The following is a 16,591-nucleotide window of genomic DNA, read 5'->3' as shown; positions in this document are numbered from 1 at the left end:
CGTCATGACCCGCCTGCACGTGCCGACCCGAGTCCGCTGGAGCGATCTCGACGGGTACCGTCACGTGAACAACGCGTCGATGCTGCGCCTCCTCGAGGAGGCGCGCATCGACGCGTTCTGGTCTGCCGACGGGGCGATCGACGAACGGTCCTCGGCCGCCGTCCTCGACGGCAGTCCGAACGCCGCGACGATGACGCTCATCGCCCGGCAGGAGCTCGAGTACCTCGTCCCCATCCCGTACCTGCGGGCCCCGCTCGACGTGCAGATCTGGGTCGGGCGACTCGGCGGGGCGAGCCTCGAGGTCTGCTACGAGGTCTGGTCGCCCGAGGGCGTCGAGCCCCGGACGCTGTTCACGAAGGCCGCCACCACCATCGTGCTGGTCGACTCGGCGACGAATCAGCCCCGGCGCATCTCCGACGTCGAGCGCGACGCCTGGTCGCCGTTCGTCGAAGAACCCCTGGCCTTCCGCCGGCGCTGACCAGGAACGTGGCGGGTCAGCCTCGCGGCACCCGCACCATGCCCTCTTGTGCGACGCTCGCCACGAGAGTGCCCGCGCGGTCGTAGATGCGCCCGAGCGAGAGGCCACGTCCGCCCACCGCATTGGGGCTCTCTTGCACGTAGAGAAGCCATTCGTCGACGCGGGCGGGACGGTGCCACCACATGGCGTGGTCGAGGCTCGCGGCCTTGAGCCCGGGGGTGACGAACGCGACGCCGTGACGGCGGTAGATCGGTTCGAGGAGGGTGTAGTCGCTCGCGTACAGCAGGGCGGCACGGTGCAGGTCGGCATCGTCGGGCAGTGGGCCGGTGGCCTTGAGCCAGACGGCCTGGTGCGCGACGTGGTCGCCCTCGACGCTGAAGAAGACCGGCGACGGCACGTGGCGCATGTCGAACGGCCGCCGGGCCCACGACTGGGCGACGGGGTTGTCGACCGCGGACAGTAGCTCGGCGTCGCTCGGGACGTCCTCGGGATCGGGAAGACCGGAGGGCATGTCGACCTGGTGGTCGAGCCCCTCGTCGGGGGTCTGGAAGGACGCGATCATCGAGAAGATCGGCACGCCGTCCTGCGACGCCTGAGTGCGACGGGTCGCGAACGACCGGCCGTCGTGGATGCGGTCGACCGTGAACGTGATGGGGATGGTGAGGTCGCCGGGCCGCAGGAAGTACGAATGCAGCGAGTGGACGTCGCGTCCGCCCCCGACGGTGCGCTGGGCGGCGACGAGGGCCTGCGCGGCGACCTGGCCGCCGAACACGCGACCGAGCGGCTCGGGCTGTGACCCACCCGTGAAGACGTCCTGACCACCGACGTTGCCCGCCGGCGAGAGGTCGAGGGTGGACAGCAGGCTCTGCAGCGGATCGTCGGTCACGCGATGTAGTTTAGGGGGCCGATGAACGACGCATTCACCCTCCCCGACTCCCTGTCCCTCAGCGATCTCGCGACCTATCTCGGGCGTGCGGGCCGGGTGGAGGACGGCTCGGTCCGGCTCATCGCCGGCTCCGGTGTCCTGGCCGTCTACGTCGCCGTGTTCTACCCGATGGGTCTGCTCGACTCGAGCCCCACCGTGCTGGGGCTCCGCACCTTCCAACTCGACGACCGCCCCGAGTTCGACGCCGTGGTCCCGGTCCGGTCGCTGAAGGAGCGCCTCGTACGCCTGCAGAACGACGTCGTCGACCCGACCGCTGCGGTCACCGCGTCCGTGCCCGCCACGGTCAACACCGTGACGTGGGCAGCGATCTCGCCGCCACGCGGGGGCTGGACGCGACTCGGCCCGATCGAGGCCGACCGCCTCCGATCGACCGCCGAGGCCGGAATCGCCCGCGTCGCCGAGGCGATCCCCACGGGCACCGGTGAGCAGATCGTGCACCGGGTGCGAGCCGACGTGTGGTCGGCCCCCGTCGAGGGTGCCGAGGGGGTTCCCGCCGGAGCCGGCTTCGGTGCCCTCAGCCTGGGATTCCTCGACGGCGAGGACGAGGTCGCGGTGTTCGAGACCGGCACGTGGACCCGCCTCACGACGCCCAAGGGCCACGTGCTCGTCAAGCGGCGCTCGTCCCTGCTCTGACGATCGGCCCGGAGGTGGGCGGTCCGAGGCGGGCGGCCCGGCGGTGGGCGGTCAGCGCTCGAACGTGTTGACCATGGCCTGCGCGGCGCGATCCAGGTAGCCCCAGAGCATCGCGTCGTCGAGCGGAGCGAGTTCGAGTTCGTCGACGGCCACCCGCATGTGCTGCAGCCAGTGGTCACGTGCCTCGGGCGTCACCCGGAACGGCATGTGCCGCATGCGCAGGCGGGGGTGCCCGCGCTCCTGGCTGTAGGTGGTGGGGCCGCCCCAGTACTGCTCGAGGAACCCCGTCAAGCGTTGGATCGCGCCCTCGAGATCCGCTTCCGGGTACATCGGCCAGAGCACCTCGTCGGTCCGGACCCCCTCGTAGAAGCGGCGGACCAACTTCTCGAAGGTCGGCCGCCCACCGATCTGCTGCCAGAAGTTGCCCTGGGCGGCGTCGTCACCGAGGCCCCGCCGGACGGTGACCGGCACGGCAGACGGCGGGGGAGTCACGGGCTGAGCGGTGGACGGGCGCGGCGTCACCGGCAGGTCGGTCATCTGCGCTTGCTCCGCGGCACGTGGGGCGTCGGCGCCGTGCGGGGCGCCCGGGCGCCCTGGACCGAGGAGGCGCTGTCGAAGCCGGTGAGGACGACGCTCGTCAGCGAGGGCAGCACGATGTCCATGGCATCCAGGGTCTTCTTGAGACGGGACCGCAGCTCCCGGTCGACGTTGTCACGGTCGGCGGACCGTGTCTTGGCGACGATGCGGATGACCACGTGCTCCTCGGCGATCGACTGGATTCCCCAGACCTCGGGCTGGTCGATGATGGCGCGCCTCCACTTCGGGATCGCGGCGAGCTCGTTCGCGGTGTTCAACATGGCGTCCTGCACCTGGTCGACGTCGGCGGAGTACGGCACGGCGAGGTCGATGACCACGCGCGTCCAGCCTTGCGACATGTTGCCCACGCGCAGGATCTCGCCGTTGCGGACGAACCACAGCACGCCGTTCACGTCGCGGATCTGCGTGACGCGGATGCCGACGGCCTCGACGACGCCGGCCGCGGGCCCGACGTCGACGACGTCGCCCACCCCCAGCTGATCTTCGGCGACCATGAAGATGCCGTTGAGCATGTCCTTGACGATGTTCTGGGCGCCGAACGCGAGTCCGGCACCGACCACGCCCGCCGCGCTGACGATCGCGACGGCGTTGAAGTTCAGTTCGCCGAGGATCAACACGAGCGCGATGCCCGCGACGACGACCGTCACCACGTTGTTCAGCACGCTGCCGAGCGTGCGGGTGCGCTGGACGACCCGGACGGCCTGCAGCGGCGAGGCCATGAGGGCCTGCGTGTCGTCGACGTTCTGCTTCCGCTTGATTCCGTTCACGACCTGGTCGACGACCCGCCGGATGGTGAAGTGCAGGGCGACGCGCAACAGCACCGCGACGAGCAGGATCGCCACGATGCGGATGGGAACGCGCCACATCGTCCAGAAGGCGTCCCAGTCGAAGGCGATCGGGGCGGCGGGGTCGGTGGCGGCAGCGAGGAGGAGGTCCATATGAGCGACAAGTCAAGCACGCCACCGCAACCCCACCCGGGAGGTGCCTGGACGCCGGAACGGCGGGCCCTGTGAGAGGGCCCGCCGTCCGGGTCGGTCGTCGGGTCGTCGCGCGACCCGGGGCACGACTACTGCTGGTCGACCGCCTGCACCCGCAGGGCCCGCTCGACGCCCGCGACGCTCTCGCTCACGATGCGGCGCAGGGCCGGCGTCTCGGGGTTCGCCTCGAGCCACGCGTACGACGCGTCGACGAGGGCCTGGTCGGCGAGGCCGGCCGGGTACAGCCCCGAGACGAGGGTGTCGGCGATGTGGTAGCTGCGCGACTCCCAGATGCCGGTGAGGGACGAGAAGTAGCGCTCGACGAGCGGCTGCAGGATCGCCGGGTCGTTCGTGTGCTGGAACCCGAGGGTCGTCGCCCGGACGATGGCGTTGGGCTGCTCGGCGCTGTCGACGACCGACGCGAAGGCGGCGAGCTTGCCCTCGGTGGTCGCGATCGTCGCGCGGGCCCGCGCGGCGGCCTGGGCGCCGTTCGCCGTGTTGTCCTCGGCGAGGGCGGCGTCGATCTCGGCCTCACCGGCACCGCCGACGAGCACGAGGCCCTCGAGCAGCTGCCAGCGCAGGTCGGTGTCGACGGTGAGGCCCTTGAGAGCGAGCGATCCGTCGAGCAGGCCGGCCAGCGCCTCCCGGTGGGTCTCGGTCGACGCGATCGCGGCGAAGAAGGTGACGAACTGGAACTGGGCGTCCGACCCGGCCTCGGCACCCTGGGCGAGGGCCCAGAGGCCGTCGCCGACCTCGGTGATCGTGGAGGTGCGGCGCGCGGGGGCGACGTAGCTGCGGGCGGTCTGCAGCAGCTGTGAGAGCGTGGTGCGGATCGTCGTCGACTCGGTCTCGGTCGCGATGTTGTCGAGCACGAGACGCACGTAGTCCGAGGCCGAGGTCTCGGCGTCGCGCGTCGCGTCCCAGACCGAGCCCCAGACGAGGGCGCGGGCCAGCGGGTTCGAGATCTTCGAGAGGTGGGCGATGGCCGTGGCGAGCGACACCTCGTCGAGTCGGATCTTCGCGTAGGCGAGGTCGTCGTCGTTGATCAGCACGAGGTCGCCGCGGTTCAGGCCGACCAGCTCGGGGACCTCGGTACGGGTGCCGTCCACGTCGATCTCGACGCGGTCGGTGCGGACCAGGGCGTCGCCCTGCAGGGCGTAGAGGCCGATGGCGAGGCGGTGCGGGCGGATGGTGGGGTGGTCGGCGGCTGCCTCCTGGAGCACGGCGAACGAGGTGATCACGCCGTTCTCGTCGACCTCGAGCTCGGGACGCAACGTGTTGACGCCCGCGGTCTCGAGCCAGAGCTTCGACCAGCTGGTCAACTCGCGGCCCGAGGTGGCCTCGAGTTCGACGAGCAGGTCGCTCAGCTCGGTGTTCGAGTGGTGGTGCTTCTTGAAGTACGCGGCCACGCCGGCGTAGAAGGCGTCGATGCCCACCCAGGCGACGAGCTGCTTGAGCACCGACCCGCCCTTGGCGTAGGTGATGCCGTCGAAGTTGACCTGGACGTCCTCGAGGTCGTTGATCGTGGCGACGACGGGGTGCGTCGACGGCAGCTGGTCCTGGCGGTAGGCCCAGCTCTTCTCCATCGCCTGGAAGGTGGTCCAGGCCTCGGTCCACTCGGTCGCCTCGGCGGTCGAGATGGTCGAGGCCCACTCGGCGAACGACTCGTTCAGCCAGAGGTCGTTCCACCACTTCATCGTGACGAGGTCGCCGAACCACATGTGCGCGAGCTCGTGGAGGATCGTGACGACGCGGCGTTCCTTGATGGCGTCGGTCACCTTGCTGCGGAAGACGTAGGTCTCGACGAAGGTGACGGCACCCGCGTTCTCCATGGCACCGGCGTTGAACTCGGGCACGAAGAGCTGGTCGTACTTGTCGAAGGGGTACGCGTAGTCGAACTTCTCTTCGTAGTAGGCGAAGCCCTGACGGGTCTTCTCGAAGATGTAGTCGGCGTCGAGGTACTCGGTGAGGGATCGGCGCGTGAAGATGCCGAGCGGGATCGTGCGGCCGTCGGAACTGGTGAGGTCGCTGCGGACCACGTCGTACGGGCCGGCGATGATCGCCGTGACGTAGCTCGAGAGCACGGGCGTGGGCGAGAAGGTCCAGGTGCCGGTCTCACCGTCGACGACGGGTTCGGGCGTGGGCTGGTTGCTGACGACCTGCCAGCGTGTGGGTGCGGTGACCGCGAATTGGAACGTCGCCTTGAGGTCGGGCTGCTCGAAGACCGCGAAGACGCGGCGGCTGTCGGGCACCTCGAACTGCGAGTAGAGGTAGACCTCGCCGTCGACCGGGTCGACGAACCGGTGCAGGCCCTCGCCGGTGTTGGTGTACTCGGCATCGGCGACGACCTCGAGCACGTTCTCGGCGGCCAGCTCGGCCAGCTGGATGCGCACGCCGTCGGAGACCGCGTCGACGTCGAGCGCGGTGCCGTTGAGGGTCACCGAGTGCACGGTGCGGGTGAGCGCGTCGATGAAGGTCGACGCTCCGGGGGTGGCGGTGAAGCGCACGGTGGTCGAGCTGCCGAACACCTCGTCGCCGCGGGTCAGGTCGAGGGCGATCTCGTACGACTGCACGTCGACGACGTTCTTGCGCTCTTGCGCCTCGACGCGGGTGAGGTTCTCTCCGGGCACGCTGGCTCCATCCGTCTTGGGGGTGAGGGGGGACTCGTGGTCCGCTGAAAGCCTAGACCGGCTGTACGACGCCGGGGTGTTGACTGAGGGCATGACCGACACCCCCGCTCCCGCGTCCCACACCGTCGTCGACTTCTGGTTCGACCCGTCGTGCCCCTGGGCCTGGATGACCAGCCGCTGGGTCGACGAGGTCGCGAAGCACCGTGACCTCGACGTCACCTTCCACGTGATGAGCCTCGCGGTCCTCAACGAGGACGCCGACGTCAGCGACGAGTACAAGGCGAACTTCGCCCGCATGCTGCGCTACACGCGGCTCGTCACGGCCGCAGGTGAACTCCACGGTCAGCAGATCGTCAAGCCGCTCTACGACGCCCTCGGCACCCGCATCCACCACGAGGGCGAGAAGGACGGCGACGTCGTCATCGCCGGTGCCGTGGCCGAGGTCGGACTGCCCGCCGACTTCGCGCGGTACGCGGACGGCGACGAGTACGACGAGCAGATGCGTGCCAGCCACTTCGACGGCATCGGCCGGGTCGGCCAGGACGTCGGCACGCCCGTCATCTCGGTCGACGGCGTCGCCTTCTTCGGCCCCGTCATCTCTCCGGCGCCGAAGGGCGAGGAGGCGCTGCGGCTGTGGGACGGAGTCGTCGCCGTGGCCTCGTACCCCGGCTTCTTCGAGATCAAGCGCACGCGCACGGTCGGGCCGATCTTCGACTGAGCCGGTCGTAGGATCGTCTCCATGCGCATCCACGTGGCGACCGATCACGCCGGCCTCGACTTCAGCACGACCGTCATCCAGCACCTCACCGACGCGGGCCACGACGTGACCGACCACGGTCCGACGAGCTACGAGCCCCTCGACGACTACCCGTCGTTCTGCATCGCGGCGGCCCGGGCGACCGTGCGCGACCAGCGTGCCGGCCACGAGGCGCTGGGCGTCGTCTTCGGCGGCTCGGGCAACGGCGAGCAGATCGCCGCGAACAAGGTCGAGGGCGTCCGTGCCGCCCTGGTCTGGAACGACTCGACCGCCAAGCTCGCCCGCCAGCACAACGACGCGAACGTCATCGCGATCGGGGCGCGCCAGCACACCGAGGCCGAGGCCCTGGCGTTCATCGACGCCTTCGTCGCCGAGCCGTTCAGCCACGACGAACGCCACGTGCGCCGCATCGCGCAGGTCGGCGAGTACGAGACCACGGGCGCCATCGCCGGTCACCCGGTCGACTGACGACGTAACGTCGAGAGCGGCGGGACCCCGACCGGGGCCTCGCCGCTCCGTCGTCTCCGGCGACACGCCCGAGACCGTTCCATCGACCACCGAGAGAGGTGTCGCCGTGCCCGAGGGCCATTCCGTCCACCGCATCGCCAACCAGTTCGAGCAGAGCTTCGTCGGCCACCGAGTCCGGGTGAGTTCGCCCCAGGGTCGGTTCGCCGACGGGGCGACCAGGCTCGACGGCGCCACGATGGTCGACTCCAAGGCCGTCGGCAAGCAGATGTTCCTCGAGTTCGACAACGGCCTGTGGCTGCACGTGCACCTCGGGCTCTACGGTGCGTGGGACTTCGCGGGCGCCATCGCCACGGGCCATTCGATGGCCGAGTCCCGGACTCGCCGGGCGGCCACCCGCAAGGCCGAGAACGCCCCCGACGACGACGGCGAGGACTCGATGGCCAGCATCGGGGCGCCACGCCGGTCTCGCGTGCGCATGGCCGAGCAGGAGAAGACCGAGGACGACATCGACTCGTTCCCGCCCGAGCCCGTCGGGCAGGTGCGCGTGCGGCTGTTGACCGACACCGCGGTCGGCGACCTCCGTGGCCCGACGAAGTGCGAGGTGCTCGACGCGGCCGGGGTCGACCTGGCGATCTCCAAGCTCGGTCCCGACCCCCTCGTCGACTCGCCGAAGAAGGGCGCCGACCGCTTCGTGTCGATCGCGGGCAAGAAGCGCACCCCGATCGGCCTGTTGCTGATGGACCAGAGCGTGGTCAGCGGCATCGGCAACATCTACCGGGCCGAGCTGCTGTTCCGGGCCCGGCTCGACCCGCACACTCCCGGCAACCAGGTCCCCGAAGAGGTGCTGCGCGCCCTCTACAAAGACTGGACGAAGCTGCTCAAGAGCGGCGTGGAGCTCGGCCAGATGATGACCATGGACGGTCTCACCAAGTCCCAGCACGCCAAGGCCCTGCGCAGCCGGGCCGACCGGCACTGGGTCTACCACCGCGAGGGTCTGCCCTGCCGGGTCTGCGGGACTAACGTCGTGATGGAGATGGCCGCGGGTCGCAAGCTGTACTGGTGCCCGACCGACCAGACTTGATCGCATGCGGCACACCCCCACGTTCGTCCTGTCCGACGTCGACGAGGTCAAGAGACTGATCCACGAGAACCCGTGGGCGACGATCGTGTCGCACACGGCGGCCGGTCTCGTCGCGTCGCACTACCCCGTCGTACTCGAGCAGGACGACGCCGACCCGGGGGCCATCGTGCTCGTCAGCCACGTCGGTCGTCCGGACGAGCGCTCGCACGAACTGGGCGAGCACGAGGTCATGGTGATCGTCCAGGGCCCGCACGGCTACGTCTCACCCGGCTGGTACCCGGCCGAGCAGATCATCCCCACCTGGAACCACGTCACGGCGCACCTCTGGGGCACCCCCGAGATCCTCTCGGACGACGAGAACTTCCGCGTGCTGGGCGAGCTCGTCGACCACTTCGAGCGCGTCATGCCCGAGCCCTCGACCCTCACCCTCGACGACGAGGGCTCTCGCCGGGTCGCGAAGGGCACCGTCGGCATCCGGCTGCGCGTGACCCGGTTCGACGCCCGCGCCAAGCTGAGCCAGAACAAGGCACCCGAGGTCGTCGACCGCATCGTGGACGAGCTCGAGCACGGCGAGCACTACGCGCAGCCGGCGCTCGCCGCCGAGATGCGCCGGGTGCGCGACCGATGACGGTCGGCGCAGGAACCCGGGCCGAGGAGGCGCGGCGCACGCTCCTGACGGGCGCCCGCCTGGTCGGCGGCGGACCCGCTCCCGTGGACGTCCTGCTCGAGGGTGGCCGGGTCGTCGCGCTCGCGTCCGGTCCCGCCCCCGTCGGTGCCGAGGTGGTCGACCTCGACGGCCGCTGGCTCGCCCCGGGCCTCTGGGACTCCCACGTCCACATGGACCAGTGGGCGTTGGTGCGCCGACGACTCGACCTGTCGCGGGCACGGTCCGCCGCCGAGGCGGCCTCGATCGTGGGGGAGCGCCTCCGCGTCGAGCCGGTCGAGGCGGGCGGGACCCTCGTCGGCTACGGCTTCCCGGACGCCCTCTGGCCCGATGCTCCGAGCCGCGCGCTCCTCGACTCGGTGGCCGGTGACGTGCCGGTCGTCCTCGTGAGCAACGACCTGCACTCCGTCTGGCTCGACTCGTCCGCCCTGGCCCGTCACGGTCACGCCGACCACCCGACCGGCCTGCTGCGCGAGCAGCCGGCCTTCGACGTCAGCGCCGCGGTGAGCGTCGTACCGGACGAACAGCTCGACGGGTGGGTCGCCGAGGCCGTCGACGCGGCCGCCGCACGGGGGGTCGTCGGCGTCGTCGACCTCGAGATGACGCTGTCGCTCGACCGCTGGACACGTCGGGTGGCCGGAGGCACGCGGGGCCTCCGCATCCGTCCCGGGGTCTACCCCCGCGACCTCGACGCCGTCGTCGCCCGCGGGCTGCGCACCGGCGACGTGGTCCCGGGCACCGAGGGCCTCGTCACCATGGGGCCGTTCAAGATCATCACCGACGGTTCGCTCGGCACCCGCACCGCGTACTGCCACGACCCGTACCCCGGGCTCGAGGGCGACCCGGCTGCTCGGGGGGTGCGCATCTACGAGACCGACGAACTCGTCGGGTGGCTGCGCCGCGCCTCCTCGGCGGGACTCGTGCCGGCCGTGCACGCGATCGGCGACGCCGCGAACGCCCAGGCGCTGGACGCCCTCGAGCTGGTCGGCTGCGGCGGGAGCATCGAGCACGCCCAACTGCTCGACCTGCACGACGTCGACCGGTTCGCGCGCCTCGGCATCGTGGCCAGCGTGCAGCCCGAACACGCCATGGACGACCGCGACGTCGTCGACCGGCTCTGGGCGGGCCGCTCCGAGCGGGCCTACGTCTTCGAGAGCCTCGTCGCCGCCGGCGTCCGCCTGCAGCTCGGTTCGGATGCGCCGGTCGCCCCGCTCGATCCCTGGGTGGCGATGGCCGCGGCGATCTCGCGCTCGCGCGACGGACGCGAGGCGTGGCACCCCGAACAGCGACTGGTCGCCTCGGCGGCGCTCGCCGCCTCGACGGGCGGTCGAGCCACGGTCGAGGTCGGCTCCGTCGCCGATCTCGTGGTCACCGAGGTCGATCCGCTCGCCGCGTCGGACGACCAGCTGCGCCGGATGCCCGTCGTCGGCACGGTCCTGGCGGGTCGGTGGACGCACCGCACGCTCTGACGAGGCGGTGCCGACCCGACACGGCGAAGGCCGCCACCCCGTGCAGGGTGGCGGCCTTCGTCCGTCTGGCGAGGAGGTCAGCCGGCGACGTGCGCGGCGAGGAACCAGCGGTCCTTCTCGAGGCCTCGCGAGATCTCGATCGCGACGTCCTGGCTCGAGGCGTCGAGCTCGCCGAGCTCGTCGATGGCCTCGCGGACGGCGACGAGCGAGGCGTCGATCTGGGCGACCAGCTCGGCGATGGTGACGTCGATCTGGTTGAAGCCGGGGGAGGTCGGGGGGATGACCGTCTTGGCGGCGACGGTCTCGATGCGACCGTCGACCGGCAGGCCGAGGGCGACGACGCGCTCGGCGGCGAGGTCGGCCCACTCGCGGGCGTGGTCGACGACCACGTCGATGAGTTCGTGGACGGCGACGAACGCGATGCCGCGCACGTGCCAGTGGGCCTGCTTGCCGTTGACCGACAGGGCCGTCATGTCGGTGACGATCTGGCTGAGGAACTGGGCGACGCCGGCGGCGACGTCGGGGTCGACGGAACCCTGGGGGACGGTGCGGGTGATGTCGGTCATGACGTGGTCCTTTCCTAGACGATGGAGGCAACGCTAGACGTCTGGGAGAATTCCGCAAGCAAGCTGAGGCTCGGCTCACCTAGGCCAGCCTCACCTCACCACGGGTCGTGAGGGGGGATAACCCCACCGGCGGTCCGGGCGCTGGCACCATGGGGTGGACGCCCCGTCCGGACCAGGCTCGAAGGCATGATCCAGGAGACCACCATCACCGCCGTCAACCCCTACCTCTCGCCCCCGTCCCGCCCCGGCGGCTACCGACGACGCTGGCGCGAGTTGCCCCGCGAACTCGGCTACGTCGCGCTCTCGGCCGTCCTCGTCGTCATCGTAACGGTGGCCGCCTCGCTGTTCCTGCACACGGTCAGCGGGTCGAGCGACTCGTTGTTCACCCTCGTCTTCCTCGCGATCGTCGTCTTCGGCGCGCTCTGGATCGCCCGATGGTTCGGCACCTTCGAGGTGCTCCGCCTGCGGTGGGCCAGCGACCGACCCATCCGCCCCGTCGACTGGACGCCGAACACCGAGTGGGGCCGGTCGACGAACCGCTTCGCGCGGGCCGTCTCGGTCTTCGCCAACCCGCACTACTGGCTGTACCTGCTCTACGGCGTCGTGGTGTTCCCGATCGTGGCGGGCTTCACGTCCTTCGTCCTCGTGGGTCTCCTGGCCGGCCCGGTGCTCGCCGTCCTGGGGGTCGTGCTCGTCTTCCAGGCGTTGCCGCCGTTCGACACCTTCAACTGGGCGTCCGCGATCGGCAACGGCGGAGGCGCGGTGCTCGTCGTCCTCGCCCTCGCGCTCTTCGCGGGCGTCGTGCTCGTCTATCCCTACGTCGTGCACGGGTTCGTCGTCATGCACCAGGCGATCGCCGCCGTCATGCTCGGGGGGTTCCGCAGCGAGCAGCTCGAGGTCGAGCTCGCCGACCGTGAGATCTCGCGCACGGCCGCCCTGTCGGCCGAGGGCACGGCCCTCCGCCGGCTCGAGCGCGACATCCACGACGGACCGCAACAGCGTCTGGTGCGTCTGCAGATGGACCTCGCCGCGGCGTCCCGCGCCGTCGACACCGACCCCGAGAAGAGCAAGACCCTCATCGAGGAGGCGCGGGTCCAGTCCCGCGAGGCCCTCGAGGAGCTGCGTGCCCTGTCCCGCGGTTTCGCGCCTCCGCTGTTGATGGACCGGGGCCTCGTGGCGGCGCTCGAGTCGCTCGTCGACCGCTCGGTGGTGCCCACCACGATGCTCGACCGGGTGCCCACGCACGTCGTGATCCCGAGCGACATCGAGCGCAACGCGTACTTCATCGCGTCCGAACTGGTGACGAACACGGGCAAGCACGCCGGGGCGGCCAGCGCCGACCTCGTGCTGCGCACGAGGCAGGCTCCCGACGGCATCGGCACCCTGCTCGAGCTCGTCGTGACCGACGACGGGCGCGGCGGCGCCGGCCTGCGCGACGGCCACGGTCTCGCCGGGGTGCAGGAGCGCCTGGTGGGCCTCGGCGGCTTCCTCGACATCAGCAGCCCGCAGGGCGGGCCGACCATCGTCACGGTGAGCATCCCGATGACGATCGAGGTGCCGAGCAACCCGACGCTGCCGCTGCCGACCGAGCCGCTGCCGCCGTTCTCGTCGACGGCCGTGACCGAGCCGCTGTCCGACGCCGCGCTGCCCGACGGGCCGCTCGACCCGCCGGCCGGGCCGCCCGCGCGACCGTAGTCCGTGGGCCGCGCCCGTAGTCTGGACGCGTGAGTCTCGAGAGCCCCTCCCGTCAGCCCCTCCGTGTCGTCGTCGCCGACGACTCGGTGCTGCTGCGGGAGGGGCTCGTCCGACTGCTCGACGAGATCGGGGTCGACGTCGTGGGGGCGTACGGCGACGCCGACGCCTTGCTGGCCGACCTCGACGAGGTCCGTCCCGACATCGCCGTCCTCGACGTCCGCATGCCGCCCACGCACACCGACGAGGGCGTCCGGGCCGCGATCGAGGCGCGACGCCGTCGGCCCGACCTCGGCATCCTCCTGCTGTCGCAGTACGTCGAGGTGGCCTACGCCCGCGACCTGCTCGAAGCGGGCTCGGGCGGGGTCGGCTACCTGCTCAAGGACCGCATCGCCTCGTTCGACGAGTTCCGTGACGCGCTCGGGCGGGTGTCCGACGGCGGCACGGTCCTCGACCCGCAGGTCGTCTCGCAGTTGCTGGGCCGTCGCAGCGATCCGCTCGCCGCGCTCACGCCGCGGGAGCGGGAGGTCCTGACGCTGATGGCCGAGGGTCGCACGAACGCCGCCATCGCGGCCGAACTGGTCATCGGCACGGGTGCGGTGGAGAAGAACGTCACCTCGATCTTCCAGAAGCTCCTGCTGGAGGACAGCGGCACCGACCACCGCCGGGTGCTCGCCGTGCTGGCCTTCCTGCAGCACTGAGTCGACGCGTCCCCCGCGTCGGCATCGCGCCCCTGACCGGGCGGCCGAGGTCGAGGACGGGCGTCGTCAGCTGGTCGTGCCCGGAGGGGTGTCGGCCGGGTCGGCGGGGGAGTCCGCCTGGGGGGCGGCGACCCGTGCGCCGGCGACGTCGAGGACGACGTCGCGCAAGGCGTGGCCGAGGGCTTCGTACCCGGCCGTCGTGGGGTGGATGCCGTCGACGGTCGTGCCGGCGGCGAAGACGTCGCCCGCCCGCGCAAACCCCCAGGGGTCGGTGAAGGTCCAGCCCTTGTCGGCGACGTAGCGTTCGAGCTGTGCCTCGTACCGGGCCGCGGCCCGGGGTGCACGGTCGTAGGGCGGGATCGCGGCCACGACGACGTGCTCCGGCCGGATCGTGTCGACGATGGCGTCGTACGACGAGGCGGACTCGGCGAAGCCCGTGCCGAGGCGCACGTCGTTGGTGCCCGACATCAGCACCAGGACGTCGACGTCGGCGACGGGGCGCACCGCGGCGGCCTGCTCCTGCACGGTCGAGCCGCCCTTCGCGTAGCCGCCGACGTAGTCGACGCCGTCGCCCTGGGCGTAGGTCATCCAGGTGTCGGCGGTGAGCCCCTCGCTCAGCAGGCGACCTCCGCCGGCCGTGAGCGAGTCGCCGACGATCGCGACCCGCACCCCGCCCGAGGTGGGTGCCACGGCCTCGCCGGGCCCGGCCGCGGCCTGCGCGATCGCGCCGGACCCGGACCCGGACCCGGACCCGGAGGCGCTGGTCGCCTCGGTCGGTGGGGCGGCGCACCCGGCCGCCAGGGTGGCCACGACCGCACCGACCAGCGCGACCCGTGCGAACGTCGCGCGTCTCATGTGGCCATCTTGGGTCACGTCGCGCCGGGAAAAATCATCCGCCAGCACGACTTCCCCCCGAGCTGGCCGAGAGACCCCTGAAGGCCGCCGACGCCTGCGTGCAAGGCCCGGAGAACATTTCATCGAGGGCGCCTGCCGGCGTCGACGCCTGCGTGCAAGGCCCGGAGAGATTTCATTCGAGGCGCCCCCCGGCGCCGGACGCCGGAGGCGTCGAATGATTCGAGAGGGGATGACGGGAATCGAACCCGCGTGATCAGTTTGGAAGACTGAGGCTCTACCATTGAGCTACATCCCCGTGAGCGGCCGGGCCGCACGGGTGAGACCAGCATAAGGCATCCGACGAGGTCGCTCAGTCACGGCCCCTCGGTGTCGGCTAGACTCGACGCGGCCTTCACGTACCCGACCTCAACGGGGATCACGCGTGCCGGCCGGTTCCAGGCTGATACACGGGGCGTAGCGTAGTGGCTAGCGCGTCCGTTTTGGGGGCGGAAGATCGCAGGTTCGAGTCCTGTCGCCCCGACGATCGTCTACCTGCTGTCTCGGATGTGAGTTCAGCGCCACCAACACAGGAGAAGCCCCACATTGGTCCAGACCACGGTTGAGAAGCTCAGCCCCACGCGCGTCAAGCTCAACATCGTCGTCACCCCCGACGAGCTCAAGCCCAGCGTCACGCACGCCTACGGTCACATCGCCGAGTCGGTCAACATCCCCGGGTTCCGCAAGGGCAAGGTGCCGCCGCCCATCATCGACCAGCGCGTCGGTCGTGAAGAGGTGTTGAACCACGCCGTCAGCGAGAGCCTCGACAAGTTCTACCGCGAGGCCGTGACCGAGACCGAGATCCGCGTCCTCGGCCGTCCCGAGGCCGACGTGGTCGAGTGGCCGAACGTCAAGGACTTCTCGGGCGACTTGAAGATCGCCGTCGAGGTCGACGTGCGTCCCGACTTCGACCTGCCCGAGTACGACGGCCTCGAGTTGACGGTCGACACGGTCGACATCACCGACGACGAGATCGCCGAAGAGCTGACGAACCTGCGTACCCGTTTCGGCACGCTGGTCACCGTCGACCGCCCCGCGACCACGGGTGACTTCGCGCAGATCGACCTGACGGCCACCATCGGCGACGACGTCGTCGACACCGCCAAGGGCATCTCGTACGAGCTCGGCTCGGGCGAGCTGATCGAGGGCATCGACGAGGCCCTCGAGTCCCTCACTGCCGGTGAGAGCACCACCTTCGAGTCGAAGCTGCTCGGCGGAGACCGCGAGGGCGAGACCGCCCTCATCGCCGTCGACGTCACGGCCGTCAAGGAGCGCGAGCTGCCCGAGGCCGACGACGACTTCGCCCAGATCGCCAGCCAGTTCGACACGATCGACGAGCTCAAGGGCGACCTGAAAGAGCAGCTCGCCAAGTCGAAGACCTTCGGTCAGGGTGCCCAGGCACGCGACCAGGTCGTCGAGAAGCTGCTCGAGGCCGTCGAGATCCCCGTCCCCGAGAAGCTCGTCGAGGACGAGGTGCACCGTCACCTCGAGCAGGAGAACCGCCTCGAGGACGACGAGCACCGCGCCGAGGTGAAGGAGAGCAGCGAGAAGGCCTTCCGCAACCAGATCCTCCTCGACGCCATCGCCGAGAAAGAGGCCGTCAAGGTCGAGCAGGACGAACTGACGCAGTACCTCATCCAGGGTGCGGCGCAGTACGGCATGGAGCCCGGCGAGTTCATCAAGGTCCTCGACCAGAACGGCCAGATCCCCGCCATGGTCGGCGAGGTCGCCCGCAGCAAGGCCCTCGCGGTCGTGCTCAGCAAGGCCAAGGTCGTCGACGGCAAGGGCGACTCGGTCGACCTGTCCGCCTTCACGGCGACCGCCGGCGTCGGCGGCGACGACGACGACCACGCGGGTCACGACCACGCGTAAGCGAGAGCGGCGGGTCGGCTGACCCGTCACGTCCGAGAGGGCCGGGTGCGAGTGCGCACCCGGCCCTCCGTCGTTCCCGGCACCGCGCCTCCCGGGCTCGTGGACGGGCCCCCGACGAGGCCGGGGAGGCGCGGTATCTGCCGTGGGCGAACAGCCCGGAACCCGTGCG

General features: G+C 70.7%; 16 protein-coding genes and 2 tRNA genes. 11 read left to right on the top strand and 7 right to left on the bottom strand.

Going from position 1 to position 16,591, the window contains the following annotated elements:
- Positions 1 to 4: 4 nt before the first annotated feature.
- A complete protein-coding gene (locus IFT79_RS00960) occupies positions 5 to 478 on the top strand; it encodes an acyl-CoA thioesterase (protein WP_056048417.1) in 474 nt (157 codons plus the stop codon).
- Between the two features lie 16 nt (positions 479 to 494).
- On the opposite strand, the gene IFT79_RS00955 is transcribed toward IFT79_RS00960, so the two are convergent.
- Entirely contained in the window at positions 495 to 1,364 is an 870-nt protein-coding gene (locus tag IFT79_RS00955) for an acyl-CoA thioesterase (protein ID WP_236557022.1), read from the bottom strand.
- Between the two features lie 21 nt (positions 1,365 to 1,385).
- On the opposite strand from IFT79_RS00955, the gene IFT79_RS00950 reads away from it, so the two are divergent.
- Entirely contained in the window at positions 1,386 to 2,057 is a 672-nt protein-coding gene (locus tag IFT79_RS00950; protein WP_192122682.1) for a hypothetical protein, read from the top strand.
- A 51-nt stretch (positions 2,058 to 2,108) separates the two neighbouring features.
- On the opposite strand, the gene IFT79_RS00945 is transcribed toward IFT79_RS00950, so the two are convergent.
- The 3 genes from IFT79_RS00945 to pepN all read right to left on the bottom strand — a co-directional run bounded on the left by IFT79_RS00945 (position 2,109) and on the right by pepN (position 6,261).
- Positions 2,109 to 2,594, bottom strand: coding sequence for a globin (locus IFT79_RS00945; RefSeq protein WP_192122681.1), 486 nt, complete (start codon positions 2,592 to 2,594; stop codon positions 2,109 to 2,111).
- The gene (locus IFT79_RS00940; protein WP_249407720.1) at positions 2,591 to 3,592 is read right to left on the bottom strand and encodes a mechanosensitive ion channel family protein; all 1,002 of its coding nucleotides are present in this window, start codon (positions 3,590 to 3,592) and stop codon (positions 2,591 to 2,593) included. Before IFT79_RS00940 ends, IFT79_RS00945 begins: the two co-directional genes overlap by 4 nt.
- 128 nt (positions 3,593 to 3,720) lie before the next feature.
- Positions 3,721 to 6,261, bottom strand: a complete 2,541-nt coding sequence (gene pepN, locus IFT79_RS00935) for an aminopeptidase N (RefSeq protein ID WP_192122680.1) — start codon at positions 6,259 to 6,261, stop codon at positions 3,721 to 3,723.
- Positions 6,262 to 6,352: 91 nt separating this feature from the next.
- On the opposite strand from pepN, the gene IFT79_RS00930 reads away from it, so the two are divergent.
- From IFT79_RS00930 to IFT79_RS00910, 5 genes are all read left to right on the top strand, one after another.
- Positions 6,353 to 6,979 carry a mycothiol-dependent nitroreductase Rv2466c family protein gene (locus IFT79_RS00930; RefSeq protein ID WP_056048400.1) on the top strand — a complete coding sequence of 209 codons (627 nt, stop codon included), beginning with the start codon at positions 6,353 to 6,355 and terminating at the stop codon, positions 6,977 to 6,979.
- A 21-nt stretch (positions 6,980 to 7,000) separates the two neighbouring features.
- Complete coding sequence (locus IFT79_RS00925; protein ID WP_043597130.1) at positions 7,001 to 7,486, top strand: ribose-5-phosphate isomerase; 486 nt, start codon at positions 7,001 to 7,003, stop codon at positions 7,484 to 7,486.
- Positions 7,487 to 7,592: 106 nt separating this feature from the next.
- A complete protein-coding gene (locus tag IFT79_RS00920; protein WP_123571865.1) occupies positions 7,593 to 8,567 on the top strand; it encodes an Fpg/Nei family DNA glycosylase in 975 nt (324 codons plus the stop codon).
- A 4-nt stretch (positions 8,568 to 8,571) separates the two neighbouring features.
- Complete coding sequence (locus IFT79_RS00915; protein WP_123571864.1) at positions 8,572 to 9,195, top strand: FMN-binding negative transcriptional regulator; 624 nt, start codon at positions 8,572 to 8,574, stop codon at positions 9,193 to 9,195.
- Complete coding sequence (locus IFT79_RS00910; protein ID WP_192122679.1) at positions 9,192 to 10,700, top strand: amidohydrolase; 1,509 nt, start codon at positions 9,192 to 9,194, stop codon at positions 10,698 to 10,700. The genes IFT79_RS00915 and IFT79_RS00910 overlap by 4 nt, the downstream gene beginning before the upstream one ends.
- A gap of 77 nt (positions 10,701 to 10,777) precedes the next feature.
- Here the strand turns inward: IFT79_RS00910 and IFT79_RS00905 are convergent, their stop codons facing one another.
- Complete coding sequence (locus IFT79_RS00905) at positions 10,778 to 11,266, bottom strand: Dps family protein (protein ID WP_043597026.1); 489 nt, start codon at positions 11,264 to 11,266, stop codon at positions 10,778 to 10,780.
- A 186-nt stretch (positions 11,267 to 11,452) separates the two neighbouring features.
- Here IFT79_RS00905 and IFT79_RS00900 point away from each other — a divergent pair, with 186 nt between their 5' ends.
- Both IFT79_RS00900 and IFT79_RS00895 read left to right on the top strand, forming a co-directional pair.
- A complete protein-coding gene (locus tag IFT79_RS00900; protein ID WP_192122678.1) occupies positions 11,453 to 12,961 on the top strand; it encodes a sensor histidine kinase in 1,509 nt (502 codons plus the stop codon).
- A gap of 29 nt (positions 12,962 to 12,990) precedes the next feature.
- A complete protein-coding gene (locus IFT79_RS00895; RefSeq protein ID WP_056048385.1) occupies positions 12,991 to 13,659 on the top strand; it encodes a response regulator in 669 nt (222 codons plus the stop codon).
- 66 nt (positions 13,660 to 13,725) lie between these two features.
- Here the strand turns inward: IFT79_RS00895 and IFT79_RS00890 are convergent, their stop codons facing one another.
- Both IFT79_RS00890 and IFT79_RS00885 read right to left on the bottom strand, forming a co-directional pair.
- Positions 13,726 to 14,514 (bottom strand): SGNH/GDSL hydrolase family protein, encoded by a 789-nt coding sequence (locus IFT79_RS00890; RefSeq protein ID WP_192122677.1) that lies wholly within the window; start codon positions 14,512 to 14,514, stop codon positions 13,726 to 13,728.
- A gap of 224 nt (positions 14,515 to 14,738) precedes the next feature.
- Positions 14,739 to 14,809 (bottom strand) — tRNA-Gly (locus tag IFT79_RS00885).
- 152 nt (positions 14,810 to 14,961) lie between these two features.
- Here IFT79_RS00885 and IFT79_RS00880 point away from each other — a divergent pair.
- Both IFT79_RS00880 and tig read left to right on the top strand, forming a co-directional pair.
- A tRNA-Pro gene (locus IFT79_RS00880) sits at positions 14,962 to 15,034 on the top strand.
- A 62-nt stretch (positions 15,035 to 15,096) separates the two neighbouring features.
- Positions 15,097 to 16,422 carry a trigger factor gene (gene tig / locus IFT79_RS00875; RefSeq protein ID WP_056048379.1) on the top strand — a complete coding sequence of 442 codons (1,326 nt, stop codon included), beginning with the start codon at positions 15,097 to 15,099 and terminating at the stop codon, positions 16,420 to 16,422.
- The last annotated feature ends 169 nt before the right edge of the window (positions 16,423 to 16,591 follow it).

It is taken from the genome of Frigoribacterium sp. CFBP 8759, assembly GCF_014841655.1.
Classification (GTDB): Bacteria; Actinomycetota; Actinomycetes; order Actinomycetales; family Microbacteriaceae; genus Frigoribacterium.
Note: the sequence above shows the minus strand (reverse complement) of the source record. Positions and strands in the feature narration are given on the sequence as shown.